21 protein-coding genes are annotated in these 23,640 nt (G+C 69.1%); 11 read left to right on the forward strand and 10 right to left on the reverse strand.

Annotated elements, in window-relative coordinates:
* Nucleotides 1-6 precede the first annotated feature (6 nt).
* From I7X39_RS18055 to I7X39_RS18065, 3 genes are all read left to right on the forward strand, one after another.
* A complete protein-coding gene (locus I7X39_RS18055; protein ID WP_198112570.1) occupies nucleotides 7-225 on the forward strand; it encodes a DUF350 domain-containing protein in 219 nt (72 codons plus the stop codon).
* A gap of 156 nt (nucleotides 226-381) precedes the next feature.
* Entirely contained in the window at nucleotides 382-1,938 is a 1,557-nt protein-coding gene (locus I7X39_RS18060; protein ID WP_198112571.1) for a polyamine aminopropyltransferase, read from the forward strand.
* 151 nt (nucleotides 1,939-2,089) lie between these two features.
* Nucleotides 2,090-3,640, forward strand: a complete 1,551-nt coding sequence (locus I7X39_RS18065; RefSeq protein ID WP_198112572.1) for a flavin monoamine oxidase family protein — start codon at nucleotides 2,090-2,092, stop codon at nucleotides 3,638-3,640.
* On the opposite strand, the gene I7X39_RS18070 is transcribed toward I7X39_RS18065, so the two are convergent.
* Nucleotides 3,615-3,932, reverse strand: a complete 318-nt coding sequence (locus tag I7X39_RS18070) for an ArsR/SmtB family transcription factor (protein ID WP_198112573.1) — start codon at nucleotides 3,930-3,932, stop codon at nucleotides 3,615-3,617. The genes I7X39_RS18065 and I7X39_RS18070 overlap by 26 nt on opposite strands.
* Nucleotides 3,933-4,007: 75 nt before the next feature.
* On the opposite strand from I7X39_RS18070, the gene I7X39_RS18075 reads away from it, so the two are divergent.
* Entirely contained in the window at nucleotides 4,008-6,077 is a 2,070-nt protein-coding gene (locus tag I7X39_RS18075; RefSeq protein ID WP_198112574.1) for a dipeptidyl-peptidase 5, read from the forward strand.
* 266 nt (nucleotides 6,078-6,343) lie between these two features.
* Here the strand turns inward: I7X39_RS18075 and speD are convergent, their stop codons facing one another.
* The 6 genes from speD to I7X39_RS18105 are packed head-to-tail and all read right to left on the reverse strand — an operon-like array spanning nucleotide 6,344 to nucleotide 12,138.
* Nucleotides 6,344-6,706 carry an adenosylmethionine decarboxylase gene (gene speD, locus I7X39_RS18080; protein WP_198112575.1) on the reverse strand — a complete coding sequence of 121 codons (363 nt, stop codon included), beginning with the start codon at nucleotides 6,704-6,706 and terminating at the stop codon, nucleotides 6,344-6,346.
* Nucleotides 6,707-6,955, reverse strand: a complete 249-nt coding sequence (locus tag I7X39_RS18085) for a MoaD/ThiS family protein (protein ID WP_310739941.1) — start codon at nucleotides 6,953-6,955, stop codon at nucleotides 6,707-6,709. It abuts the gene before it with no gap.
* Between the two features lie 7 nt (nucleotides 6,956-6,962).
* Nucleotides 6,963-8,177 (reverse strand): molybdopterin molybdotransferase MoeA, encoded by a 1,215-nt coding sequence (locus I7X39_RS18090; RefSeq protein ID WP_198112576.1) that lies wholly within the window; start codon nucleotides 8,175-8,177, stop codon nucleotides 6,963-6,965.
* Nucleotides 8,178-9,581, reverse strand: coding sequence for a threonine synthase (gene thrC / locus I7X39_RS18095; protein WP_198112577.1), 1,404 nt, complete (start codon nucleotides 9,579-9,581; stop codon nucleotides 8,178-8,180).
* A gap of 2 nt (nucleotides 9,582-9,583) precedes the next feature.
* Nucleotides 9,584-10,900, reverse strand: coding sequence for a homoserine dehydrogenase (locus tag I7X39_RS18100; protein WP_198112578.1), 1,317 nt, complete (start codon nucleotides 10,898-10,900; stop codon nucleotides 9,584-9,586).
* A gap of 8 nt (nucleotides 10,901-10,908) precedes the next feature.
* Nucleotides 10,909-12,138, reverse strand: a complete 1,230-nt coding sequence (locus I7X39_RS18105) for a pyridoxal phosphate-dependent aminotransferase (RefSeq protein ID WP_198112579.1) — start codon at nucleotides 12,136-12,138, stop codon at nucleotides 10,909-10,911.
* A 113-nt stretch (nucleotides 12,139-12,251) separates the two neighbouring features.
* Here I7X39_RS18105 and I7X39_RS18110 point away from each other — a divergent pair, with 113 nt between their 5' ends.
* The 4 genes from I7X39_RS18110 to I7X39_RS18125 all read left to right on the forward strand — a co-directional run bounded on the left by I7X39_RS18110 (nucleotide 12,252) and on the right by I7X39_RS18125 (nucleotide 17,419).
* Nucleotides 12,252-12,623, forward strand: coding sequence for an Mth938-like domain-containing protein (locus I7X39_RS18110; protein ID WP_198112580.1), 372 nt, complete (start codon nucleotides 12,252-12,254; stop codon nucleotides 12,621-12,623).
* 151 nt (nucleotides 12,624-12,774) lie between these two features.
* Complete coding sequence (locus tag I7X39_RS18115; RefSeq protein ID WP_198112581.1) at nucleotides 12,775-13,263, forward strand: peroxiredoxin; 489 nt, start codon at nucleotides 12,775-12,777, stop codon at nucleotides 13,261-13,263.
* A 282-nt stretch (nucleotides 13,264-13,545) separates the two neighbouring features.
* Nucleotides 13,546-15,675: an alpha-amylase family glycosyl hydrolase gene (locus I7X39_RS18120; RefSeq protein ID WP_198112582.1), complete on the forward strand. Its 2,130-nt coding sequence runs from the start codon at nucleotides 13,546-13,548 to the stop codon at nucleotides 15,673-15,675.
* A gap of 121 nt (nucleotides 15,676-15,796) precedes the next feature.
* Nucleotides 15,797-17,419 carry a PhoH family protein gene (locus I7X39_RS18125; protein ID WP_198112583.1) on the forward strand — a complete coding sequence of 541 codons (1,623 nt, stop codon included), beginning with the start codon at nucleotides 15,797-15,799 and terminating at the stop codon, nucleotides 17,417-17,419.
* Nucleotides 17,420-17,479: 60 nt separating this feature from the next.
* Here the strand turns inward: I7X39_RS18125 and I7X39_RS18130 are convergent, their stop codons facing one another.
* Both I7X39_RS18130 and I7X39_RS18135 read right to left on the reverse strand, forming a co-directional pair.
* Entirely contained in the window at nucleotides 17,480-18,091 is a 612-nt protein-coding gene (locus I7X39_RS18130) for a PEP-CTERM sorting domain-containing protein (protein WP_198112584.1), read from the reverse strand.
* A 130-nt stretch (nucleotides 18,092-18,221) separates the two neighbouring features.
* Nucleotides 18,222-20,123 carry a propionate--CoA ligase gene (locus I7X39_RS18135; RefSeq protein WP_198112585.1) on the reverse strand — a complete coding sequence of 634 codons (1,902 nt, stop codon included), beginning with the start codon at nucleotides 20,121-20,123 and terminating at the stop codon, nucleotides 18,222-18,224.
* A 247-nt stretch (nucleotides 20,124-20,370) separates the two neighbouring features.
* Between I7X39_RS18135 and I7X39_RS18140 the strand changes: the two genes are divergently transcribed.
* From I7X39_RS18140 to mobA, 3 genes are read left to right on the forward strand one after another with little or no spacing between them, the layout of a single operon-like run.
* Nucleotides 20,371-20,985, forward strand: coding sequence for a C40 family peptidase (locus tag I7X39_RS18140; protein ID WP_198112586.1), 615 nt, complete (start codon nucleotides 20,371-20,373; stop codon nucleotides 20,983-20,985).
* Nucleotides 20,986-21,033: 48 nt separating this feature from the next.
* The gene (gene moaA, locus I7X39_RS18145) at nucleotides 21,034-22,113 is read left to right on the forward strand and encodes a GTP 3',8-cyclase MoaA (protein ID WP_198112587.1); all 1,080 of its coding nucleotides are present in this window, start codon (nucleotides 21,034-21,036) and stop codon (nucleotides 22,111-22,113) included.
* Nucleotides 22,106-22,720 carry a molybdenum cofactor guanylyltransferase MobA gene (gene mobA, locus I7X39_RS18150; protein ID WP_310739943.1) on the forward strand — a complete coding sequence of 205 codons (615 nt, stop codon included), beginning with the start codon at nucleotides 22,106-22,108 and terminating at the stop codon, nucleotides 22,718-22,720. The genes moaA and mobA overlap by 8 nt, the downstream gene beginning before the upstream one ends.
* Before the next feature lie 3 nt (nucleotides 22,721-22,723).
* On the opposite strand, the gene I7X39_RS18155 is transcribed toward mobA, so the two are convergent.
* Entirely contained in the window at nucleotides 22,724-23,614 is an 891-nt protein-coding gene (locus tag I7X39_RS18155; protein ID WP_198112588.1) for a patatin-like phospholipase family protein, read from the reverse strand.
* Nucleotides 23,615-23,640: the final 26 nt, after the last annotated feature.

Here is a 23,640-nt window from a genome sequence, read left to right on the forward strand (position 1 = left end):
CTCAACATGACCCTTGAATGGCTTACTCCCGCCGCCGTCGGCGGCACCCTGCTCTACTCGCTGATGGGCGTGGTGATCTTCTGGGTCAGCTTCATCGTGGTGGACAAGATCACTCCCTACAAGCTGTGGGAAGAGATCGTCGAGCACCGCAATCTGGCGTTGGCCATCGTGGTGGCCGCGATGTGCATCTCCATCGGCCTGATCGTCGCCGCCGCCATCCATTAGCCCCCAGTCTTCGGCCCTGCGGGCCTGCGCCCCCCGATGCAGCCCCAGGCCGCTTCGGGCTGAGGCGGGACTAGGGAAGTCCGGTGGACTGCCCTTGCCTGCCGAAGGCCTCTGGACTCCGGCCAGAGGCGCGGACTGCGCGGCCTGGTTCTTCACATGTCCACAGTTCCCAATGCGCGCGTCTCCCTGCCCGAGGCGCTGCTGCTGGCCAGCGTCTTCCTGATCGCCGCCTGCGGCTTGGCCTATGAGCTGGCCGCCGGCGCCCTGGCCTCCTACCTGCTGGGCGATTCGGTGCTGCAGTTCAGCACCGTCATCGGCGCCTACCTGTTCGCACTGGGCATCGGCTCTTACCTCAGCCGTTTCGTCGAGCGCCAGCTGGTGGCGCAGTTCCTGCGCATCGAGCTGCTGGTGGCGGTGGTGGGCGGCCTGCTGCCCATGGGCCTGTTTGCCGCCAACAGCCTGCTGCCTCCGGGCAGCGAGGGCGTGTTCCGCGTGCTGCTCTACGCCCTGGTGCTGCTGGTGGGCAGCCTGGTGGGGCTGGAGATCCCGCTGGTGATGCGCATCCTCAAGACCCGCTCGGGCGGTGAGCGCGCCTCGCTGCGCGAACTCGTCAGCCAGGTGCTGACCTTCGACTACCTCGGCGCCCTCCTGGTGGCCCTGGCCTTCCCGCTGCTGCTGGTGCCGCATCTGGGCCTGGTGCGTACCGGCCTGTTCTTTGGCCTGCTGAACTGGGCGGTGGCGCTGTGGGCACTTTGGATGTTCCGGCACGAGCTGCGCGCCTTCAACGCCCATGCGCTGGCCTGCGCCATCGCCCTCGTGCTGCTGCTGCTGGCCTGGGGCGGCGCCGAGCGCCTGACGCAATGGGCCGAGCAGCGCTTCTATGGCGAGCCGATCGTGCTGCAGCAGAGCAGCCCCTACCAACGTGTCGTCGTCACCCAGGGGCGCACCGGCGTCAAGCTCTACCTGAACGGCAATCTGCAGTTCCACGAGCGCGACGAATACCGTTACCACGAGGCCCTGGTGCACCCCGCCCTGGCCGCGCATGGCGCGCCGCGCCGCGTGCTGGTGCTGGGGGGCGGCGACGGCCTGGCCGTGCGCGAGATCCTGCGCTACCCCGAGGTACAGGAGGTGGTGCTGGTGGAGCTGGACGAGCACATCACCCGGCTGGCGCAAGGCCCTGTGCTGGCTCCGTTGAACCACGACGCGCTGCGCCACCCCAAGGTCAAGGTCATCCACGCCGACGCCTATGCCTGGCTGGAGACCCAGCCCGGCCAGAGCTTCGACGTGGTGATCGCCGACTTCCCCGACCCCAGCAACCACGCGCTGGCCAAGCTCTACAGCACCAGCTTCTACCAACGCGTGCTGGAGCATCTGAACGCCAGCGGTTTCCTGGTCGTGCAGTCCACCTCGCCCCTGGTGGCGCGCCACAGCTTCTGGACGGTAGTGGACACGCTGGAAGCCGTGGGCCTGAAGACCACGCCGTACCACGCCAATGTGCCGAGCTTCGGTGAATGGGGCTTCGTGCTGGCCGGCCACCGCGGCTGGCGGGCGCCGCAAGCGCTGCCCGCGGGCCTGCGCTTCCTCACGCCCGAGACCCTGCCGCTGATGATGAGCTTCCCGCCCGACATGGACCGGGTGGAGGGCGGCGTGAACCGACTCTCGGATCCGGTGCTGGTGCAGCACTTCCTGCGCGAGTGGGGCTCGGTCCACTAATGGCCCCCAGTCTCCCTGCGGTCGCCACCCTTGCAGGGCGCGCCGTGTCAGTCGACACGGCCCTTCGGCAGGCAGAAGCAGTCCGCTGGACTGCTTCCGTCCGGCCTCAGCCCCAAGGGGGCGCGCATCGCCTTGGGGCGGCCCGGCGGCGATGCTGACCCGCCGAGCTGCGCTGACCCTGCCCCTGCTGGCCGCCTGCACGCAGAAGGCGCGTGAACTTGAGGGCGGCTGGCTGGGCCCGGACCCGGCCCTGGCCCACCGCCTGCGCGAGCCCCTGCCCGATGCCCGCACGGCCCAGCAGCGCCGCGCCCAGGTGCTGGTGCTGGGCGGCGGTGTGGCGGGCCTGGTGTGTGCGCGCCAGCTGCGCGCGGCGGGGGTGGAGGTGGCACTGCTGGAGCTGGACCAGCGCGTGGGCGGCCACAGCCGCGGCGCCGAGCTGGCCGGCCAGCCCGTGCCGCTGGGCGCGCACTACCTACCCCAGCCCGGGCCCGAAGCGCCCGAGCTGCAGGACCTGCTGGTCGAGCTGGGTGCCGCCACACGCGTGCAGGGGCGCTGGCAAGCGGTCGAGGCCTACCAATGCCATGCGCCGTCCGAGCGTCTGTTCCACCGCGGTGCGTGGCTGCCCGGCCTGCTGCCGCCGGCCGCAGACGAAGCTGCGCAGGCGCAGCGCCAGCGCTTTGCCACCGCCGTGCGCGCGGCCCAGCAGCTGGGTTTCGCCCTGCCCAGCACGCGTGCGCCCTGGACGGATGGGCACCGTGCCCTGGATGCCCAGAGCTTTGCGCAATGGCTGCAGGTGCAGGGTCTGGACGAGCCTGACCTGCGCACCTATCTCGACTACTGCTGCCGCGACGACTACGGCGCAGGGCTCATGCGCGTCTCGGCCTGGGCCGGCCTGCACTATTTCGCCAGCCGCCATGGCTTTGCCGCCAGCGCCGAAGAAGCGCACGAGCAGCCGGTGCTGACCTGGCCGCAGGGCAATGCCTGGCTGGTGGAGCGCCTGGCCGCACCGCTGACGGAGGCCATCCACCCCCAGCGCCTGGCGCTGGCCGTCAATGAAGAGCGCGAGGGCGTGAGCGTGCTGGCCCAGGGCCCCGAAGGCCTGGAGCAGTGGCAAGCTCACCAGGTGGTGCTGGCCACGCCGCTCTTTATCGCCCGCCGGCTGCTGCGGCGCCCCGACGCCGCGCTGGACGCACTGCACCTGCCGCGCGCCCCCTGGCTGATCGCCAATCTGCGCCTGGACGGCCCGCTGCTGCAGCGCCGCGGCGCGCCACCGGCCTGGGACAACGTCATCCACGGCAGCGCCGCCCTCGGCTATGTGGACGCCCGCCACCAGAGCCTGGACCCGCGCCCTGGCCCCACGGTGCTGACGGCCTACTGGGCCCTGCCCGAGGCCCGCCGCGCCGAGCTGCTGAGCCGCCCTTGGCGCGACTGGCTGGCCGAGCTGCTGGCGCACTACACCGGCGTGCACCCGGACCTGCCCGAACGCCTGGTGGAAGCGCGCCTGACGCGCTGGGGCCATGCCATGGCCATCCCCGCAGCCGGCGTGCGCGGCCAGGCCGCGCTGCAGGCCCTGCGCCAGGGCCGCGGGCGCCTGGCTTTCGCGCACAGTGATTTGGCCGGTTACTCGGTGTTCGAAGAGGCCTTCGAAGCCGGCCGCGCCGCCGCCGAAACCTTGCTCACTCGTCCGGCCCGAGCGCGTTGAGCTCGGCCGCGCAGCGCGCCAGCAGCTCCACCGCGCCGATGCTGTTGAGCCGGTAGAGGTTCTCGGTGCCGCGCGGGTGCAGTTCCAGCAGCCCGGCCTGGCGCATGATCTTCAGATGGTGCGAGATGGCCGGGCGCGACAGCGGCAGGTGCTCGGCGATCTGATTCACGTTCAGCGCCTCGTGCTGGCTCAGCAGCAGCAGGATCTGCTGGCGCGGGATCTCGGCCAGCGCAAAGAACAGCGGCTTGCATTCGGCAAAGGTCTGCGCCAGTTGCTCGATCGAGGTGCTCATCGCACGGTCCTTTGGTTCAAGCGTTCGAACCAATTGTAGGCAGCGCGGGCCAGACCCCGCGGCGACACTCCGGCCATGGCCACCTCCTCCCCCCGCCCCTCCCGCAAGGCGCCGCCGCTGACGGTGGACGCCCTCTGGCAACTCGAACGCGTCGGCGCCCCCAGCCTGGCACCCGATGGGCGGCAACTGGTGTGCACGCTCACGCGCCATTCGATGGCCGACAACCAGGCGCGCAGCCAGCTGTGGCTATTGCCCACCCAGGGCCGTGCGCGAGCGCGTGCGCTCACCGCCTGCGGCGACAAAGACGGCCAGCCGGCCTGGTCGCCCAAGGGGGATCGCATCGCCTTCCTGGCGCGGCGCGAACAAGAAGGCGAGCGCGACGCCACGCCGCAGCTCTACCTGATCGCCCCCGATGGCGGCGAGGCCCAGCGCGCCAGCCGCTTCGCACCGGGCATCGAGGCTTTCAAGTGGCAGCCCGATGGGCGCGGCATCGTCTTCTCGGCCTGGGTCTGGCCCGAGCTCAAGGGTGCGGCCGCGCAGAGCCGCCGTTTCAAGGCCCACGCCGAGCGCAAGGAAACCGGCTACGCCACCAGCGAGGCCTACTACCGCCACTGGGACCACAACCTGCCCGAAGGCCGCGTGCTGCACCTGCTGCGCCTGGACCTGCCCAGCGGCCGCATCACCGACCTCTTCGAAGGCACCGAGCTGGAGCTGCCACGCGACGGCGAGGCCGGCGCCACCGCCTGGGACATCCACCCCAGCGGCCAGCGCATCGCCTTCCAGCACGACCCCGCCGCGCGCAAGCGCCCCAGCAACCGCCTGGCCGTGGCCGAGCTGGACATGCGCACCCGCCGCGTGCGCGCCCTGGCCGACGACCCGCAGTGGGACTTCGGTGCGCCCAGCTACCACCCGGACGGCCACAGCCTGGCGCTGTGCGCGGCCGAGACCGGCCGCAGCCACAAGGCCCTGAACGAGCTGGCCCTGGTGGAAGGCCTGGACGGCCGCCGCCCCAGCTGGCGCGTGCTGACGGCACGCGACTGGGACCACGACGTGGAAGCCCCGCTGCGCTGGGCCGATGCCGGCCAGGCCCTGCTGTTCTGCGCCGAGCAACGCGGCCGCCGCCTGCTGTGGCGCCACACCCGGGCCACGACCCAAACCGCCGCACTGCACACCGAGGGCTGGGTGCAGGCCTTCGCCTGCACCGGCGACACCCTGGTGCTGGCGGCCGACAGCGCGCAGCACCCCACGCGCCTGCTGGCGCGCAGCCTGGCGGCAGCCGGCGCCGACACCCCGCGCCGCCTGGAGCGCTGGAACGACGCCCTGCTGGCCCGCCACCGCCTGGGCGCGGTGCAGGAACAGATGGTTGCGGGCGCGCGGGGCGAGCCCGTGCAGTGCTGGATCACTTACCCCGTGGACTTCGACCCCAAGCGCCGCCACCCGGTGCTGCACGTCATCCACGGCGGCCCCTACGCCGCCGCGGGCGCCAGCTTCAACTACCGCTGGAACCCGCACGTACTGGCCGGGCGCGGCCATGTGGTGGTGCAGGTGAACTACCACGGCTCCAGCGGCTTCGGCTTTACCTTCCGCGACAGCATCATGGGTCGCCAAGGCGAGTTGGAGCTGCAAGACCTGGAGGCCGTGACCGACTGGCTGCAGCGCCAGCCCTGGGTGGATGGCGAACGCATCAGCGCCAGCGGCGGCAGCTATGGCGGCTTCCTGGTGGCCTGGATGAACGGCCACGTAAAGACGCCCGGGCGCTACCGCAGCTATGTCTGCCACGCCGGCGTGTTCGACCGCGTGGCCACCTTCGCGGCCGATTCCTACATGGAACGGCCGCGCGACCTGCACGCGCGCTACTGGGAAGACCCGGCACGCGTGGCCGCGCAAAGCCCGCACAGCGCCGCGCAGCATTTCCAGACGCCCACGCTGGTCATCCACGGCGCGCGCGACTACCGCGTGCCCGACTGCAACGGCCTGGCCTACTACAACACCCTGCAGGCGCGCGGCATCGAGGCCCGCCTGCTCTGGTTCCCGGACGAAAACCATTGGGTGCTGAAGCCGCGCAACAGCAAACTCTGGTACCAGGAGTTCCTGGACTGGGTGGTGCGGCACGACCAGCCGGCCGCGCCGAAGAAGAAGCGCTAGGAGGCTGTCGGGCTTTGGGCATGCCCCGCGCTGGGCTGCCAGGGCCAGCCAGGCTAGACGCCGGCGAGGCGTGTGGCGGGTCCCCACAACGAGCCGGCAACGACGCATGGCCGGCCCTGGCAGCCCAGCCCGAAGGGTTCGAGCGGGAAAGGGGCCAATGCGTCGTTGGCCGCGCTTGCCAGACGCCCGGTATGGCTGCGCCCGACCGCCTAGCCTTGGCCCCTTTCCCGCTCGAACGCGGGGCATGCCCAAAGCCCGACAGCCTCCTAGAGCGCGCCGCGCTCGACCGCCTGCACCTGCGCCCGCTGCGGCGCAAAGGCGGCCTGCAGCGCCGCCAGCAGGGCCTGCGCCTTGGCGCGGTTGTCGGCGCTGTAGTTGCAGACGTAGACGTCCAGCGTCACCGCCTGCTGCTCGGGCCAGGTGTGGATGGCCAGATGCGATTCGGCCAGCAGCACCACGCCGGTGATGCCGGAGCCGCTGGGCTCAAAGGCATGGAAGCACTCGGCCACGGCCTGCAGACCGGCCTCACTCACCGCCTGCACACACAGCGCGCGCAGCGCGGCCAGCTCGGTCATCAAGGCCTGCGGCGCACAGCCGCGCAGGTCGGCACAAAGGTGCAGGCCTTGCACCTAGCCTCCGGTGACGGGTGGGAAGAAGGCGAGCTCGTCGCCGTCCTGCAGGCTCACCGCTTCGGCGCACATCTGCTGGTTGCGCGCGCAGCGCAGCAGCTGCGTGCGCGCCAGCGCTTCGGCATGGGCGCCGCCGCGGGCAATCAGCAGGTCGCGCACGGCGGCGGCCGTCAGGCCCTCGGTGAAGGGCAGGCTTTCCTGCGGGCCCAGGGCCTCGCGCAGGCGGGCGAAGTAGCGCAGCGTCAGCACGGGTTTTTTACGTTTTCAGCAACAGGGGCAGAAAGGGTACGACGTCCCCGGGCTGCACCCGTTGACCAGGCGCAAGCGCCACCAGGCCGTCGGCCCAGGCCAGCGAGGACAGCACGCCCGAGCCCTGGTTCTGGAACAGCGCAGCGCGACCATCGACCTGTAGGCGCACGCGCAGGAATTCCTGACGGCGCGGGTCCGGCCGCTTCCACTCGAACGCGGCCGCCACCGGCAGCTGCAGTTTGCGGGGTTCGGCCTCGCCGGCCAGCCGGCGGATCAGCGGGCGGGCCAGCAGGAGGAAGGTGACGAAGCTGGAGACCGGGTTGCCGGGCAGGCCGACGAAATGCGCTTCCGAGCCATCGCTTCGACGGATCTGCCCATAGGCCAGCGGCTTGCCGGGCTTGATAGCGATCTGCCACAGGTCCAGCCGGCCCTGGGCTTCGAGCGCCGGCTTCAGATGGTCTTCCTCGCCCACCGACACGCCGCCACTCGTCAGCACCAGATCGGCCGCGGCGGCGGCGCGGGCCAGTGCATCCTTCGTGGCCTGCAGCTGGTCGGGCACGATGCCGAAGTCCTGCACCTCGCAGCCCAGCTCTTCCAGCAGCGCGCGCAGGGTGAAGCGGTTGCTGTTGTAGATGGCGCCGGGAGGCAGGGGCTCGCCGGGCATCACCAGCTCGTCGCCGGTGGAAAAGAGCGCCACGCGCACGCGGGCGTGCACGGGCAGCTCGGCCAGGCCCACCGAGGCGGCCAAGCCCAGCGCCGCGGCGTCCAGCCGGGTGCCGGCGGCCAGGATCTCGCTGCCGGCGCGAATGTCCTCGCCCGCGCGGCGGATGTTCTGGCCGGCCTGCAGTTCCTCAGGCAAGCGCACCCAAACCTGGCCCGCTTCGTCCGTGCGCGTCTGGCACTGCTCCTGCATCACCACCGCCTCGGCGCCGGTCGGCAAGCTGGCGCCGGTGAAGATGCGCGCCACACCGGCCGCTGGCAGCGCCTCGGGCCAGCGGCCCGCAGGCACGCGCTGCAGTACCGGCCGCTCTTGGCCGGCATCCGCCACGCGCACCGCATAGCCGTCCATGGCGCTGTTGTCGGCCGAAGGCACGTGGATGCCTGCCACCACGCCCTGCGCCAGCACGCGGCCGCGCGCGGCCGCGGTGGGCAGGGCCTCGATGCCGTCCACCGGCTGGGCGGCAGCCAGCAGCCTGCTCAGCGCCTCATCCAGGCTCAGCATTCAGAGCCCCAGCGCCGCATCGATGACCGCACGCACCTGACCCACATCGGCATCCAGCACCTGCACACGCTTGGGCAGGTTCTCGATGCCATCCAGGCCCGCAGGGCGCGGCGGCTGCGCGCCCGTGGCTTCGACGAGGGTCTCGGCGAACTTGGCCGGCAAGGCCGTCTCGAGCACGATCATCGGCACGCCGGCCTGACGCTGCTCGACCGCCACCTTCAGGCCATCGGCCGTATGCGGGTCGATCAGGCGGCCGTAGCGTTGCTGGCAGCTGCGGATGGTGGCCAGGCGGTCGGCATGGCTGCTCGATCCCGAGGCAAAGCCGAACTCCGTCGCCACACGCTCGCGGTCGGCCGCCGGGATCTCGAAGGCCGGCGCCGTGAAGGCGGCACGCACGCGCGCGCCCTCGCGGCCAAACAGGTCGGCAACGAAGCGCTCGAAATTGCTGGCCTTGCTGATGTCCATCGAGGGGCTGCTGGTGGCGTGCGTGTGCGCGGCACCACGCGGGGCGTAGCGGCCGGTGCGGAAGAACTCGTCCAGCACATCGTTCTCGTTCGTGGCCACCACCAGCTGGGCGATCGGCAGCCCCATCTGCCGCGCCACATGGCCGGCGCAGACGTTGCCGAAGTTGCCGCTGGGCACGCAGAAGCTCACCCGCTCGTCGTTCGACTTCGTCGCCTGGAAGTAGCCGGCGAAGTAATAGACCACCTGGGCCAGCAAGCGCGCCCAGTTGATGCTGTTGACGGTGCCGATCTTGCGGCTCTTCTTGTAGGTCAGGTCGTTGCTAACGGCCTTGACGATGTCTTGGCAGTCGTCGAACACGCCGCGCACCGCCAGGTTGTGGATGTTCTTGTCCTGCAGGCTGAACATCTGCGCCTGCTGGAAGGGACTCATGCGGCCGTGCGGGCTGAGCATGAAGACATTGACCCCTGCACGGCCGCGCATCGCGTACTCGGCGGCGCTGCCGGTGTCGCCACTGGTGGCGCCCAGGATGTTGAGCTGCTCGCCGCGGCGCCCGAGCTCGTACTCGAACAGCGCGCCAAGCAACTGCATGGCCATGTCCTTGAAGGCCAGCGTGGGCCCGTTGGACAGCTCTTCGAGGTAAAGCCCCGGCTCCAGCTCGTTCAGCGGCGTGATTTCGGTGCGGCCACCGAAGACCTCGGCACGGTAGGTCTGCGCGCAGATGCGCTGCAGGTCCGCGGCCGGGATGTCGTCGATATAGAGCGAGAGGATCTCGAAGGCCAGCTCGTGGTACGCCAGCCCGCGCCAGCAGGCGAGCGTGGCGCCGTCCACCTGCGGGTAGCGCTCGGGCAGGTAGAGGCCGCCATCCTCGGCCAGGCCTTCGAGCAGGATGTCGCAGAAGCGCTTGGGGTCCCCGCCGCCGCGGGTCGAGAGGTAACGCATGGTCAGGCCAGGTCTTCCTTGCGGATGCGGACGATCGGGGCCAAGACGGAGGGCAGGCTCTGCATGAACTCCTGCGCGCGGTCCATGCGCTCTTCCACGGTCACATGGGTCAGGATGATCAGGTCGGTCTGGCGCTCGCCCTCCAGGCTCTCGCGCTGCAGCACGGCATCGATGCTGATGTCGTTCTCGGCCAGGATGGTGGTGATGCGGCTCAGCACGCCGGTCTCGTCGGCCACGCGCAGGCGCAGGTAGTAGGACGAACGCACACCGGACATCGGCAGGATGGGCGTGCTGCCCATCTGGTCCGGCTGGAAGGCCAGGTGCGGCACGCGGTGGTCGGGGTCGGCGGTGGCCAGGCGGGTCACGTCCACCAAGTCGGCGACGACCGACGACGCGGTGGGCTCGGCTCCCGCACCCTTGCCGTAGTACAGCGTGGTGCCCACGGCATCGCCTTGCACCATCACGGCGTTCATCGCGCCTTCCACATTGGCGATCAGGCGCTGGGTCGGAATCAGCGTGGGGTGCACGCGCAGCTCGATGCCACCGAGCTCGTCGCGCCGGCGCGTGATGCCCAAGAGCTTGATGCGGTAGCCGAGCTGCTCGGCGTACTTGATGTCGATGGCCTGCAGGCCGGTGATGCCCTCGACATGGGCCTTGTCGAACTGCACCGGCGTGCCAAACGCAATCGCGCTGAGGATGGTCAGCTTGTGCGCAGCGTCCACGCCCTCAATGTCGAAGGTCGGGTCGGCCTCGGCGTAACCCAGGCGCTGGGCTTCCTTCAGCACGACGTCGAAGTCCAGGCCCTTGGCGCGCATCTCGCTGAGGATGAAATTCGTGGTGCCGTTGATGATGCCGGCCACCCACTCGATGCGGTTGCCCGCGAGGGATTCGCGCAGTGCCTTGATGATGGGAATGCCACCCGCCACCGCGGCCTCGAAGGCCACCATCACGCCCTTGGCCTGGGCCTTGGTGAAGACCTCGTTGCCATGCACAGCCAGCAGGGCCTTGTTGGCGGTGACGACATGCTTGCCGTTCTCGATCGCGGCCAGCACCACGTCCTTGGCCACGCCCTCGCCGCCGATCAACTCGACCACGATGTCGATCTCGGGGTCGCGCACGATCTCCATCGGGTCAGCCACCACGCGCACGCCCTCGCCCACCTGGGCGCGGGCGGCGGCGAGGTCACGACGGCACACCGCCGCGATCTCGATGCGCCGACCGGCGCGGCGGCTGATTTCTTCCTGGTTGCGCGTCAGCACCTGGAAGGTGCCGCCGCCCACGGTGCCAAAGCCCAGCAGGCCCACTCGGATCGGTTTCATAGATTGGTTCAAGCGTGACGTTTGCGGTAACCGGCAAGGAAGCGGGCGATGCGGCCGATCGCTTCCTCGAGGTCGTCGACATGGGGCAGGAAGACCACCCGGAAGTGCTGGGTGTCGCGGTGGTTGAAGCCGGTGCCCTGCACGATGAGCACCTTCTCCTCGGCCAGCAGTTCGTAGGCGAACTGCTGGTCGTCCGCGATCGGATAGAGCGCCGGGTCCAGGCGCGGGAACATGTAGAGCGCGCCCTGCGGCTTGACGACCGAGACGCCCGGGATGGCGGTCAACAGCTCGTAGGCCATGTCGCGCTGGCGCGCCAGCCGGCCGCCGGGGGCCACCAGATCCTTGATGCTCTGGTAGCCACCCAGCGCGGTCTGGATGGCCAGCTGGCCCGGCGTGTTGGCGCACAGGCGCAGGCTGGCCAGCATGTTCAGGCCCTCGATGAAGTCCTTGGCGTCCTTCTTGGCGCCGCTCACCACCATCCAGCCCGAGCGGTAGCCGCAGCTGCGGTAGTTTTTCGAGAGGCCGTTGAAGGTCAGGAACAAGACATCGTCGGCCAGGCTGGCCATGCTGATGTGCCGGGCGCCGTCGTACAGGGTCTTGTCGTAGATCTCGTCGGCCAGGATCACCAGGCTGTGCTCGCGCGCCAACTCGATGATGCCCAGCAGGGTTTCGCGCGGGTACACCGCCCCAGTCGGGTTGTTCGGGTTGATGACGGCGATGCCCTTGGTGCGCGGCGTGATCTTGGCGCGCATGTCATCCAAGTCGGGCAGCCAGCCGGCTTCCTCGACGCAGCGGTAATGCACCGGGCGCCCGCCGGCCAGGCCGGTGACCGCCGTGTAAAGCGGGTAATCGGGCGAGGGCACGAGCAACTCGTCGCCCTCGTTCAGCAGCACATTCACCGCCAGGGTGATCAGCTCGGAGACCCCGTTGCCCAGGTAGACGTCATCGACCGTCACCCCGGCCACGCCCTGCTGCTGGGTGTAGTGCACCACCGCCTTGCGGGCCGAGAACAGACCCTTGCTGTCGGTATAGCCGGCGGCCTCAGCCGAAGGCAGGTTGCGGATCATGTCGTGCACGATCTCGTCCGGTGGCAGCAGGCCGAAGGCGGCCACATTGCCGATGTTCAGCTTGATGATGCTGGTGCCCTCTTCCTCCATCTGGCGGGCCTTTTCCAGCACCGGGCCACGGATGTCGTAATTGACATTGGCCAGCTTGGTGGACTTCTGCAGGGGCTTCAAACCGGAACTCCAGGGGTGCTGCCGATAATGCTGCGGCGCACACAGAACAAACGGGTGCCGATTTCAACACAGGGCCCTGGCCTGCCTTCGCCTGCCACGCAGGCTTACCCACGATGAAGTTCCAGCTCGATCAAGCCGAGGGCGTCAACGCCATCACACGGGTCGCACCCGGCCAGGTCTGGGTGCAGGACCACCTGCACGAGCAATCGGTGCTGGTGCCCTGGCGCGGCACGGTACAGGCCTGGGCGCCGCGGCGGTTCGAAGAGCTCGAACCGGCCCATTTCGAGGCCATCCTGGCGCTGCAGCCCGAGTTGGTGATTCTTTCCAGCGGCGCCAAGCTGCGTTTCACGCACCCCAGCCTGTATCGGAGCCTGATCGAGGCGCGCGTGGGCATTGAGACCATGGATCTGAACGCCGCCAGCCGCACCTATACGGTGTTGGCCGGCGAAGGCCGCAAAGTGGTGGCCGCTTTGCTGCTCGCGTGAACCCCGCCACGGGTGGCACTTGCCATTGCCCGTATAATCGCAGGCTGTGCCCGTTTTCGTGATTGACCAAGGCTGCTCTTGGTGGATCACCCTCAAACGGGGCGAACCCAGGGCACGATGGGTTTGCCCCTAGCCGCGAGACCCCGACCTCATGACGCCTGCGCTCAACAAAGCCCTTCCCGACATCGAGGCCCAAGCCACCGGCGGGCTCAAGTTCACGCAGCATAGCTTCGCAGGCCGGTTTGTCGTCCTGTATTTCTACCCCAAGGACAACACCCCCGGCTGCACCACCGAGGCCATGCAATTCCGCGATCACTACAAGGAATTCACGGCTTTGAACACCGTGGTGATCGGCGTGTCGCGCGACAACCTGATTTCGCACGCCAAGTTCAAGGAAACCTTGGGCCTGCCGTTCGAACTGGTGGCCGACACCGAAGAGAAGCTCTGCCACATGTTCGGCGTGGTGAAGAACAAGATCATGTACGGCAAGAAGGTCAAGGGCATCGAGCGCTCGACCTTCCTGATCGACCCCCAAGGCGTGTTGCGCGCCGAGTGGCGCGGCCTGAAGGTGGCCGGCCACGTGGAAGAGGTCATTGACGCCATCAAGACCCTGCAGGGCGCCACCAAGGCCGCTGCCTGAGCCCTACCCGCTCCCCAGAAAGCCCGGCACTGCCGGGCTTTTTTACGTCTGCGATCCGGGGACAAGTATCCAAACTACATCATCGCCACAACCTTTTGTTTCCAAATAGTCCAGGTCATCAGTAGGAACACGAGGCCATCTTGGCGCATCGAGTAGTCAAACTACAGATGCGCCAACACCTTGGTGGGCAGTCCAGGTGAAAGCAGTCGGCGCAGCTTCATCCACCCGACCGGCCCACCGACGCATCGCATGCGCGCAAGGCCGGCACACCCCGGAACCGCCATGCAGACCCCACAGCTTTCGCGCCTCGGCGCCCTTCTCCTCGCCTCGCTCGCCGCCACCGCCCTGGCCGCACCGGACACCCATGTGTCCAACAAGGCGAGCTTTGCCACCGACGTGATCTACCAGGTCGTCACCGACCGCTTCGTCGACGGCAATACCGCCAACAACCCCAGCGGCGCGGCCTTCAGCGCCGGCTGCACCCAGCTCAAGCTTTACTGCGGCGGGGATTGGCAGGGCCTGATCAACAAAATCAACGACGGCTACTTCACGACCCTGGGCATCACCGCCCTGTGGATCTCGCAGCCGGTCGAGAACATCTACGCCGTCATCAACTACAGCGGCACCAACAGCACCGCGTACCACGGCTACTGGGCGCGCGACTTCAAGAAGCCCGACCCGCGCTACGGCACGCTGACGGACTTCCAGAACCTCATCAGCGCGGCCCATGCCAAGGGCATCAAGGTCGTCATCGATTTCGCGCCCAACCACAGCTCGCCAGCCTCGCAGACCGATGCCAGCTTTGCCGAGAACGGCCGCCTGTACGACAACGGCGCCCTGCTGGCCGGCTACTCGAACGACCCGAGCGGCTACTTCCACCACAACGGCGGCACCAGCTTCGCCAACCTGGAAGACGGCATCTACCGCAACCTGTTCGATCTGGCCGACATCGACCACAACAAGGCGGCGATGGACCTGTACTTCAAGCAGGCCATCAAGGCCTGGCTGGACCTGGGCATCGACGGCATCCGCATGGACGCCGTCAAGCACATGCCCAAGGGCTGGCAGAAGAACTTCATGGCCGAGATCTACGCCTACAAGCCGGTGTTCACCTTCGGCGAGTGGTTCCTGAGCCCGGACGAGTCCGACCCCGCGTACCACGACTTCGCCAACACCAGCGGCATGAGCCTGCTGGACTTCCAGTTCGGGCAGCGCGTGCGCCAGGTGCTGCGCAACGGCAGCAAGACCATGCTGGACCTGGACGCCATGCTGGACGCCAGTGCCACCCAGTACCAGCAGCCGATCGACCAGGTCACCTTCATCGACAACCACGACATGGACCGCTTCCAGGTGGTTGGCGCCAGCGGCCGCAAGCTGGAACAGGCCCTGGCCCTGACGCTGACCTCGCGCGGCGTGCCGGCCATCTACTACGGCACCGAGCAGTACATGACGGGCAACGGCGACCCGAACAACCGCGCCAAGATCGGCGCCTTCAACACCAGCAACACCGCCTTCAAGGTCATCCAGGCCTTGGCGCCGCTGCGCAAGAGCAACCCCGCCCTGGCCTATGGCAGCACGCAGGAGCGCTGGAAGAACAGCGACATCTACATCTACGAGCGCAAGTTCGGCAGCGCGGTGGTGCTGGTCGCCATCAACCGCAACCTCAGCAGCAGCGCCAGCATCAGCGGCCTGCTGACGGCGCTTCCCAACGGCAGCTTCACCGACAAGCTCGGCGGCCTGCTGAACGGCAACAGCATCAGCGTCAGCGCCGGGGCGGTGCCCACCTTCACGCTGGCCGCCGGCGCCGTGGCCGTGTGGGAATACAAGCCGGCCAGCTACGCCAGTCCCCTGTTGGGCCGCGTGGGTCCGATGCTGGGCAAGCCCGGCAACACGGTCACCCTTGATGGCCGTGGCTTCGGCAGCACCAAGGGCACGGTGTACTTCGGCGCCAGCGCCGTCACCGGCGCCGACATCCTCAGCTGGGAGGACAGCCAGATCAAGGTCAAAGTGCCTGCCGTGGCGGCCGGCAGCTATGCGGTCAAGGTGGCCCAAGCGGGGGGCGCCCAGTCGGGCAGCTACGCGGGCTTCCAGTTGCTGAGCGGCAGTCAGGTGTCGATGCGCTTCGTCGTCAACAACGCCAGCACCGCGCTCGGCGAGAACGTCTACCTGACCGGCTCGGCCTTCGAGCTGAGCAACTGGAGCAGCAGCAACCCCGTGGGGGCCTGCTTCAACCAGATCATGCACAGCTACCCGAGCTGGTACTGCGATGTCAGCGTGCCGGCAAACACCACCCTGCAGTTCAAATTCATCAAGAAGAATGGCGGTGCGGTGACCTGGGAGGGCGGCAGCAACCACAGCGTGACCACCCCGGCCTCGGGCGCCGGCAAGGTGATCGTGAATTGGCAGCCTTGACACCGAAGCCTTGCGGCCCGCGCCGCTGTGCATAATCAATTCGTGCCCAGCGAAATCGCCGCATCCCACGAAGCCGCCCGGCCCCGGGCGGCTTTTTTGTTTCCGTAGCCGTAGCCCACCGATGCCACTGCCCAAACCGCCTGCCAAGAAAGCCGATCGCGTTCCCCCCAGTGCCCTGGCCACGGACTTGAAACCAGGCGCCAGCCCCAAGCCCAAAGCGGCGGCCAAACGCCCCAAGACCCCAGCGGTGCTCAGCGTGGCCGCGCCGCCTCCCGCCCTCGCCCCGATGGCCGCGGCGGTGCAGGAGCCCCCGAAGCGCAAGCGCAGCGCCCCCAAGCCCGGCGAGAAGCCCAAGCTCTTCGTGCTCGACACGAACGTGCTGATGCACGACCCGATGTCGCTCTACCGCTTCGAGGAGCACGACATCTTCCTGCCCCTGATGACGCTGGAGGAACTGGACGGTCACAAGAAGGGCATGAGCGAAGTGGCGCGCAATGTGCGCCAGGTCAGCCGCGAACTGGACGTGCTGGCCGCCTCCCTGCAGACCCAGACCCTGGAGGAAATGGCCAAGGGCCTGCCACTGGACCACAGTGGCCACCGCGAGGCCGGCGGCCGTCTGTTCTTCCAGACCGAGGTGCTGAACACCGCCCAGCCCCTGGGCCTGCCGCAGGGCAAGGCGGACAACCAGATCCTCGCCGTGGTGCAGGCGCTGAAGGAGCGCCACCCCGGGCGTGACGTGGTGCTGGTGTCCAAGGACATCAACATGCGCATCAAGGCCCGTGCCCTGGGCCTGCCGGCGGAGGACTACCGCAATGACAAGGCGCTGGAAGACAGCGACCTGCTCTACACCGGCGTGCAGCAACTGACCGCCGACTTCTGGGAGCGCCATGGCAAGACCATGGAGAGCTGGACCCAGGGCAGCCACACGAACTACCGCATCTCGGGCCCGCTGGTGCCCTCGCTGCTGATCAACGAGATGCTCTACCTGGAAGCGCCCGGCGAGGCACCGCTGCACGCGCGCGTCACCGAGATCACCGGCAAGCACGCGGTGCTGCGCACGCTGAAGGACTACACCAACCCGAAGAACGCCGTCTGGGGCATTGCGGCGCGCAACCGCGAGCAGAACTTCGCCCTGAACCTGCTGATGGACCCCGAGGTCGATCTGGTGACGCTGACCGGCACGGCCGGTACCGGCAAGACCCTGCTGACCCTGGCGGCCGGCCTGGCCCAGGTGCTGGACGAGCGCCGCTACTCGGAAATCATCGTCACCCGCGTGACGGTGCCGGTGGGCGAGGACATCGGCTTCCTGCCCGGCACCGAAGAGGAAAAGATGAACCCCTGGATGGGCGCGCTGGACGACAACCTGGAGGTGCTGACGCGCGGCGATGGCGCCGCCGGCGACTGGGGCCGTGCTGCCACGCAGGACCTGATGCGCTCCAAGGTGCGCATCAAGAGCCTGAACTTCATGCGCGGGCGCACCTTCCTGAACAAGTTCGTCATCATCGACGAGGCCCAGAACCTCACGCCCAAGCAGATGAAAACCCTGCTGACCCGCGCCGGCCCGGGTACCAAGATGATCTGCCTGGGCAATCTGGCGCAGATCGACACGCCCTACCTGACCGAAGGCAGCTCCGGCCTGACCTTCTGCGTGGACCGCTTCAAGGGCTGGGCGCACAGCGGCCACATCACGCTGGCGCGGGGTGAGCGCTCCCGGCTGGCGGACTTCGCCTCCGAAGTGCTCTGAACTGCTGCAGCACCAACGCAAAGGGCGCCCGCGGGCGCCCTTTGTCTTGGGGAAGAAGCCTCAGGCGCGGCGGCGGCGTGTGAAGCCCAGGCCCAGCAGGCCGGCACCGAAGAGGGCCAGCGAAGCCGGCTCAGGCACGGCCTGCACCAGACTGACGTTGTCCAGCGAGCCGCCCAGCGAATCGTTGCGGCCCACGCTGGCAAAGCCCAGGGTGTTCAGCCCTTGCTGGGCCGTCACTTCGAAGTGGTACTCGACCCACTGGTGGGCATTCAGGCCCAAGCCGTTGGCGGTCAGGACCGAGAGCACCTGGCCGTTCCACAGCACCTGCAGGCCATTGCTGTCAGCCGCCACGCCGGCGCGCGGCGAGTACCAGAAGCTCAGCTCGTACTCGGCGCCGGGCGTGAGGTTGGTCAGGCTCTGGCTCATGGCGCTGTTGCCGTAGCTGTCCAGCTCGATGTAGTTCTGCCCTTCCTTGGCGGCACCGGCGACGTTTCGGCGCACCTCGATGCCCGAGCCGCTGACCAGATTCCAGCCTTCGAGCGAGCCGTACACCTGCCACTGGCCATTGGTCAGCTTGGTGGACTCAAAACCGCCGTTCGTCAGGACGTTGACGGGACCGGCAGTCGCCGCCAGGGGCAGCACGAGGGCGAGAGAGGCAAGGAGTTGGCGCATGGGATGGGGAGGAAGGCAGCCCGGACGGGCGAAAACGCGCGACTCTGCCTGCTCAGCCCCACCTCCCGGCGTGCACCTTTCACGGCCCGAACCAGCGTGCCGAGTCAGGTCGCACGCGGCGTGAATCCCGTCACGCCGGCTTCAGGCGCTCCGCCAGGGCCTGTAGCGTGGCCGCATCTTCCAGGGTGGAGAGATCGCCCAGCTCGCGCCCCTCGCACAGCGCCTGCATGGCGCGGCGCAGCAGCTTGCCCGAGCGCGTCTTCGGCAAGGCCTGCACCACCAGCACGCGCGCCGGGCGTGCCACGGCGCCGAGTTGCTCGTTGACGCGCTGCATCACCGCGGCGGCCAGTGCGTCCTCGGGCATGGCCTGCTTGGGCACGACGAAGGCCACCGCCACCTGGCCCTTGAGCTCATCGGCCACGCCCACCACCGCCACCTCGGCCACCTCGGCCACCGAGGCGATGCTTTCCTCGATCTCGCGCGTGCCCAGGCGGTGGCCGGCCACATTGATGACGTCGTCACTGCGGCCAAGGATGAAGGTGTAGCCGTCGGCATCGCGCGTGGCGACATCGAAGGTGGAGTAGAGCTGGCGGCCCGGGATGCTGGACCAATAGGTCTTGACGAAGCGCTCGTCATCGCCCCACACGGTTTGCAAGCAGCCTGGCGGCAGCGGGTAGTCCAGCGCCAGCACGCCCTTCTGGTTCGGGCCTTCCAGCGTGGCGCCGGTTTCCGGGTCCACCAGCAGGGCGTGGTAGCCGTACATGGGCAGGCCGGGTGAGCCCAGGCGCTCATGCATGGGCGCCACACCGCGCGCCAGGGTCAGGATGGGCCAGCCGGTTTCGGTCTGCCAGTAGTTGTCCACCACCGGCTTGTTGAGTGCATCGCGGATCCAGCGCGCAGTGGGTTCGTCGAGCGGCTCGCCGGCCAGAAAGAGCGCGCGCAGCGAGGACAGATCGCTCTGCGTCAGGTAGCTCGGGTCGGCCTTGCGCAGCACGCGCACCGCGGTGGGGGCGCTGAACATCACCCTCACCTGGTACTTCTGCACCAGGCGCCACCAGATGCCCGGGTCGGGCCGCACCGGTGTGCCCTCCACCATCAGCGTGGCCATGCCAGCGATCAGCGGGCCGTAGACGATGTAGCTGTGGCCGACTACCCAGCCGATGTCGCTGGTAGAGAAGAAGGTCTCGCCCGGCTGGCCGTCGAAGATGTGGCGGATGCTGGCCGCCAGCGCCACCGCGTAGCCGCCCACATCGCGCTGCACGCCCTTGGGCCGGCCGGTGGTGCCGCTGGTGTAGAGCGTGTAGCTGACCTCGTTCGACTCCAGCCATTCGCAGGGCACGCGCTGGCCCCGCACGGCCTCGCGCTCGCTGGCGTAGATGAAGTCCCGGCCCGCCTGCGGCTGCAGCGGCACCAGGCCGCGATCGATCCACAGCACCTGCTCGACCTTGTGTTGACTCAGGCGCAGCGCCTCTTCCAGCAGCGGCTGGTAGGGCTGCAGCTTGCCGGCGCGGCTGCCGGCGTCGCAGCTGACGATGAGCTTGGGGCTGCAGTCCTCGATGCGCCCCGCCAGGCTGTGGCTGGCAAAGCCGCCGAACACCACCGAGTGGATGGCACCGATGCGCGCGCAGGCCAGCATGGCAAAGGCGGCCTCCGGCACCATCGGGCAGTAAATCAGCACGCGGTCGCCGCGGCCCACGCCGCGCCGCTTCAGCATCGCCGCCGCGGCTTCAACCTCCTGCTGCAGCTCGGCGAAATTCCACTCGCGCTCCTGATCGACCTCGGTCGAGACCCAGATCAGCGCGCGCCGCTCGGGGTGGGCGGCGGCGTGCCGGTCCACCGCGTTGTGGCAGAGGTTGGTGCGGCCACCCACAAACCAGCGCGCAAAGGGCGGCTTGCTCGCATCGAGCACCTGGCTCCAGGGCTCTTGCCAATCGATCAGGGCCGCCTGCTCGGCCCAGAAGGCCTCGGGCTCGCGCAGCGAACGGGCGTGAAACTCGGCGTAACGGCCGGTCGGGTCGGCGGCGGTGGGCATGGGCACTCTCCTGGCTGCAAACACTGTCATTAGAGGCCGTTGGCGCTGACAAGAGCCTGACCGCCCCCGGACTTACCGCATGCCGACAAACCCGCTGAATCTGTCGAAAATCTTGACACCCGGCCACCCCGGCCGGCAAACTCCGCCGCTTTTCGGGGGATCCCGTCCCCCACGAAGCCGGGTTCGCACGAGCCCGGACCCGCCCCCGGCGACGGCCGGGCCTCGGATCCAACCCACCCTGTTGCGGATGCGTCTACGCCCTGCCCTGGCGATCACCTTGCTTTGCGCCGCTCTGGCTGCGCAAGCCTCGCCCACGGCCGGCCCTCCGCATCCCGACGCCGCCCCCACGCCGGCCACCGCTGCCAGCGCCCCGCGCGGCGCGGCGATCGAGCGCTTCCTGGCTCAGCAGGGCTGGATGGGCCCGCCGGGCGAAGGCGGCGAAACCAGCCACTGGCTGGGCCAGGCCCGAGAAGGCGCCACCGGCATGGTGCGGGCCGCCATGGGCTTCCTGGGCGTGCCTTACCGCCGCGGCGGCAACACGGCCGCCCAGGGTTTCGATTGCAGCGGCTTCACCCGCTACGTATTCGAGCGCAGCCTGGGCCTGGTGCTGCCGCGCCGGGCCGACGAGCAGGCGCGCCTGACCGACCTGCTCAGCATCCGCAAGGACGAACTGCGCCCCGGCGACCTCGTGTTCTTCAACACCATGCGCGCCACCTTCTCGCATGTGGGCATCTATGTGGGCGAGGGCAAGTTCATCCATGCCCCGCGCGCGGGTGCCGTGGTGCGCGTGGAAGACATGCGCGACAGCTACTGGGAGCGCCGCTTCACCGGCGCCCGCCGCGCGCCCACGGCCACGAACTGACCCTGCGCAAGCTGCGGGCCTGAGGGCTCCGCCACAATCGCCGGCGTCATGCATGAGACGCGCATTCCGCTGCACCTGCTGCGCCGGCTTCCCCCCGAGCCCACGCCGCGCCCCCACGACCGCCTGGGCCGGCCGCTGCGTGATCTGCGCATCTCGGTCACCGACCGCTGCAACTTCCGCTGCAGCTACTGCATGCCCAAGGAAATCTTCGGCCCCGGCTACCGCTTCCTGCCGCAGCCCGAGCTGCTGAGCTTCGAGGAAATCACCCGCGCGGCGCGCGCCTTCGTGGCCCTGGGCGTGGAGAAGATCCGCCTGACCGGGGGCGAGCCTCTGATGCGGCGCGAGCTGCACCAACTGGTGGCCCAGCTGGCCGCGCTGCGCACGCCCGAGGGCCGGCCGCTGGATCTGACCCTGACCACCAACGGCGCCCTGCTGGCCCGCCAAGCCCAGGCACTGCGCGATGCCGGGCTGCAGCGCCTCACGGTGAGCCTGGACGCGCTGGACGACGCGCTGTTCCGCCGCATGAACGATGTCGACTTCCCGGTCGACCTGGTACTGGAGGGCATTGCCAGCGCGCAGGCCCTGGGCTTTGCGCCGATCAAGATCAATATGGTGGTGCAGCGCGGCGTGAACGACCACGAGGTGCTGCGCCTGGCTGAGCATTTCCGCGGCAGCGGCATGGTGCTGCGCTTCATCGAGTTCATGGACGTGGGCTGCAGCAATGGCTGGCGCATGGACCAGGTGGTGCCCAGCCGCGAGCTGCAGCAGCTGGTGCACGCGCGCTGGCCGCTGCGCGCGCTCGACCCCTGCCAGCCCGGCGAAACCGCCGAGCGTTGGGCCTACGAGGACGGCGCCGGCGAGATCGGCTTCATCTCCAGCGTGACGCAGGCCTTCTGCGGCGATTGCAACCGCGCGCGCCTGTCCACCGACGGCCGCGTCTTCCACTGCCTGTTTGCCCACCAGGGCCACGACCTGCGCCATCTGCTGCGCGATGGCGCCAGCGACGACGCGGTGCTGCAGGGCGTCATCGCCGCGTATTGGCAGCGCCGGGCCGACCGCTACTCGCAGCTGCGCGGCGAAGGCGTGAGCGGCCTGCCGCGCGTGGAGATGCACTTCATTGGTGGCTGATCCGCCCCGCATCGCCGCGGTGGTGCTGGCCGGCGGCGAGGGCCGGCGCATGGGCGGCGCCGACAAGGGTCTGCTGACCTGGCGCGGCCGGCCGCTGGTGGACCAGGTGCTGGAGCGTCTGCGCAGCCAGACCGGCGTGCACATCGCTGCGACGGCGCTGAGCGTGAACCGCCACCTGGACGACTACCGCAGCCGCGGCCTGCCGCTGCTGACCGACCCGGACACGCTGCGCGGCCAGGGCCCGCTGGCCGGCATGCTGCAGGCGCTGGCGTTTGCGCGCGGCCAGGGCTTGGACTGGGTGTGGATGCTGAGCTGTGATGCGCCGGCCCTGCCGCCGGACCTGGCCGGCCGCCTGTGCGAGCGGCAACGCGCGACGCAAGCCCCGGCCGTGCTGCCGGCCGTGCAGGAGCCCGAGGGCCTGCGCTGGCACCCGGCGCACGCGCTGCTGCATGTGGACCTGGAAGGGCCGATCCGCCGCGCGCTGGAAAACGGCCAGCGCCGCGTGCTGCAGGTGCTGCAGCAGGCCGGCGCCGTGGCCCTGGAACTGCCGGCCGATGCCGCACCAGCCTTCGCGAACTTCAACCGGCCCGAGGATCTGGCGGGCTGAGACTCAGCGCGGCGCCACGGCCTTCTTCAGTTGCGTCAGGGCGGCCTGGGCGGCGGCCCGACCGGCTGCCACGGCACGCATGCGGGCGCTGAAGTCACTCGAAGCCACGCCGTTCAATTCGGGGCGCAGCACCACCTCGGCCTCGCGCAACTCCAGGCTGTTGATCGAGCGGCCCATGATGGCCACGGTCTGCATCAGCAGGCTGAAGGGGTCGGTCTTGGTCTGCGGGTTGGGCGGCGAGCTGATGTCGATGGCGATCACCACCTCGGCGCCCATCTGGCGCGCGTAGCGCACCGGCACCGGCGCCACCAGGCCGCCGTCCACATAAAGCTTGCCGCCGATCTCCACCGGCTGGAACACGGCCGGCACGGCGCTGCTGGCGCGCACCGCGGTGCCCAGGTCGCCGGTGCGGAACATCACGCCCTGGCCATCCGCCAGGTGCGTGGCCACGATGCCCAGCGGCAGGCTCATCTGCTCGATCGGGCGCGCGCCGGTCTGGCTGCGCACATAGCGGGCCAGGGCCTCGCCCTTGATCAGGCCCTTGAGCGGGAAGCTCCAGTCGGTGATGGCGCCCTCGTCCATGGTCTCGGCCAGGCGCGCCATCTCGGTGCCGTTCTTGCCGCTGGCGTACAGCGCCGCTACCAGGGAGCCGGCCGAGGTGCCGACCACCAGATCGGGTTTGATGCCAGCCTCCTCCAGCACCTGGATGACGCCGATATGCGCAAAGCCGCGCGCCGCGCCGCCCCCAAGCGCCAGCGCCACCTTGGGCGCGCGCAGCACCTTGGGCGGTGGCGGCTGCACGGGCTCGACCGGCGGCGGGGTGGGAACGGGATGGGGGCTGCTGCAGGCCAGCAGGGCAAGCAGCAAAGAAAGGCTGAACAGGCGACGAATCATGGCGGGCGCGATTGTCTCTATGCTGA

This window comes from Inhella proteolytica (assembly GCF_016093275.1).
Taxonomy (GTDB): Bacteria; Pseudomonadota; Gammaproteobacteria; order Burkholderiales; family Burkholderiaceae_C; genus Inhella; species Inhella proteolytica.

What these genes read in the sequence shown, in the direction of transcription:
- moaA (WP_198112587.1), top strand. Translation starts at nt 21,034, where the DNA reads ATGCATGAGACGCGCATTCCGCTGCACCTGCTGCGCCGGCTTCCCCCC.
- I7X39_RS18120 (WP_198112582.1), top strand. Translation starts at nt 13,546, where the DNA reads ATGCAGACCCCACAGCTTTCGCGCCTCGGCGCCCTTCTCCTCGCCTCG.
- I7X39_RS18115 (WP_198112581.1), top strand. Translation starts at nt 12,775, where the DNA reads ATGACGCCTGCGCTCAACAAAGCCCTTCCCGACATCGAGGCCCAAGCC.
- I7X39_RS18135 (WP_198112585.1), bottom strand. Translation starts at nt 20,123, where the DNA reads ATGCCCACCGCCGCCGACCCGACCGGCCGTTACGCCGAGTTTCACGCC.
- I7X39_RS18130 (WP_198112584.1), bottom strand. Translation starts at nt 18,091, where the DNA reads ATGCGCCAACTCCTTGCCTCTCTCGCCCTCGTGCTGCCCCTGGCGGCG.
- I7X39_RS18055 (WP_198112570.1), top strand. Translation starts at nt 7, where the DNA reads ATGACCCTTGAATGGCTTACTCCCGCCGCCGTCGGCGGCACCCTGCTC.
- thrC (WP_198112577.1), bottom strand. Translation starts at nt 9,581, where the DNA reads ATGCGTTACCTCTCGACCCGCGGCGGCGGGGACCCCAAGCGCTTCTGC.
- I7X39_RS18070 (WP_198112573.1), bottom strand. Translation starts at nt 3,932, where the DNA reads ATGAGCACCTCGATCGAGCAACTGGCGCAGACCTTTGCCGAATGCAAG.
- I7X39_RS18090 (WP_198112576.1), bottom strand. Translation starts at nt 8,177, where the DNA reads ATGCTGAGCCTGGATGAGGCGCTGAGCAGGCTGCTGGCTGCCGCCCAG.
- I7X39_RS18065 (WP_198112572.1), top strand. Translation starts at nt 2,090, where the DNA reads ATGCTGACCCGCCGAGCTGCGCTGACCCTGCCCCTGCTGGCCGCCTGC.
- I7X39_RS18155 (WP_198112588.1), bottom strand. Translation starts at nt 23,614, where the DNA reads ATGATTCGTCGCCTGTTCAGCCTTTCTTTGCTGCTTGCCCTGCTGGCC.
- I7X39_RS18060 (WP_198112571.1), top strand. Translation starts at nt 382, where the DNA reads ATGTCCACAGTTCCCAATGCGCGCGTCTCCCTGCCCGAGGCGCTGCTG.
- I7X39_RS18110 (WP_198112580.1), top strand. Translation starts at nt 12,252, where the DNA reads ATGAAGTTCCAGCTCGATCAAGCCGAGGGCGTCAACGCCATCACACGG.
- I7X39_RS18125 (WP_198112583.1), top strand. Translation starts at nt 15,797, where the DNA reads ATGCCACTGCCCAAACCGCCTGCCAAGAAAGCCGATCGCGTTCCCCCC.
- I7X39_RS18100 (WP_198112578.1), bottom strand. Translation starts at nt 10,900, where the DNA reads ATGAAACCGATCCGAGTGGGCCTGCTGGGCTTTGGCACCGTGGGCGGC.
- I7X39_RS18075 (WP_198112574.1), top strand. Translation starts at nt 4,008, where the DNA reads ATGGCCACCTCCTCCCCCCGCCCCTCCCGCAAGGCGCCGCCGCTGACG.
- I7X39_RS18140 (WP_198112586.1), top strand. Translation starts at nt 20,371, where the DNA reads ATGCGTCTACGCCCTGCCCTGGCGATCACCTTGCTTTGCGCCGCTCTG.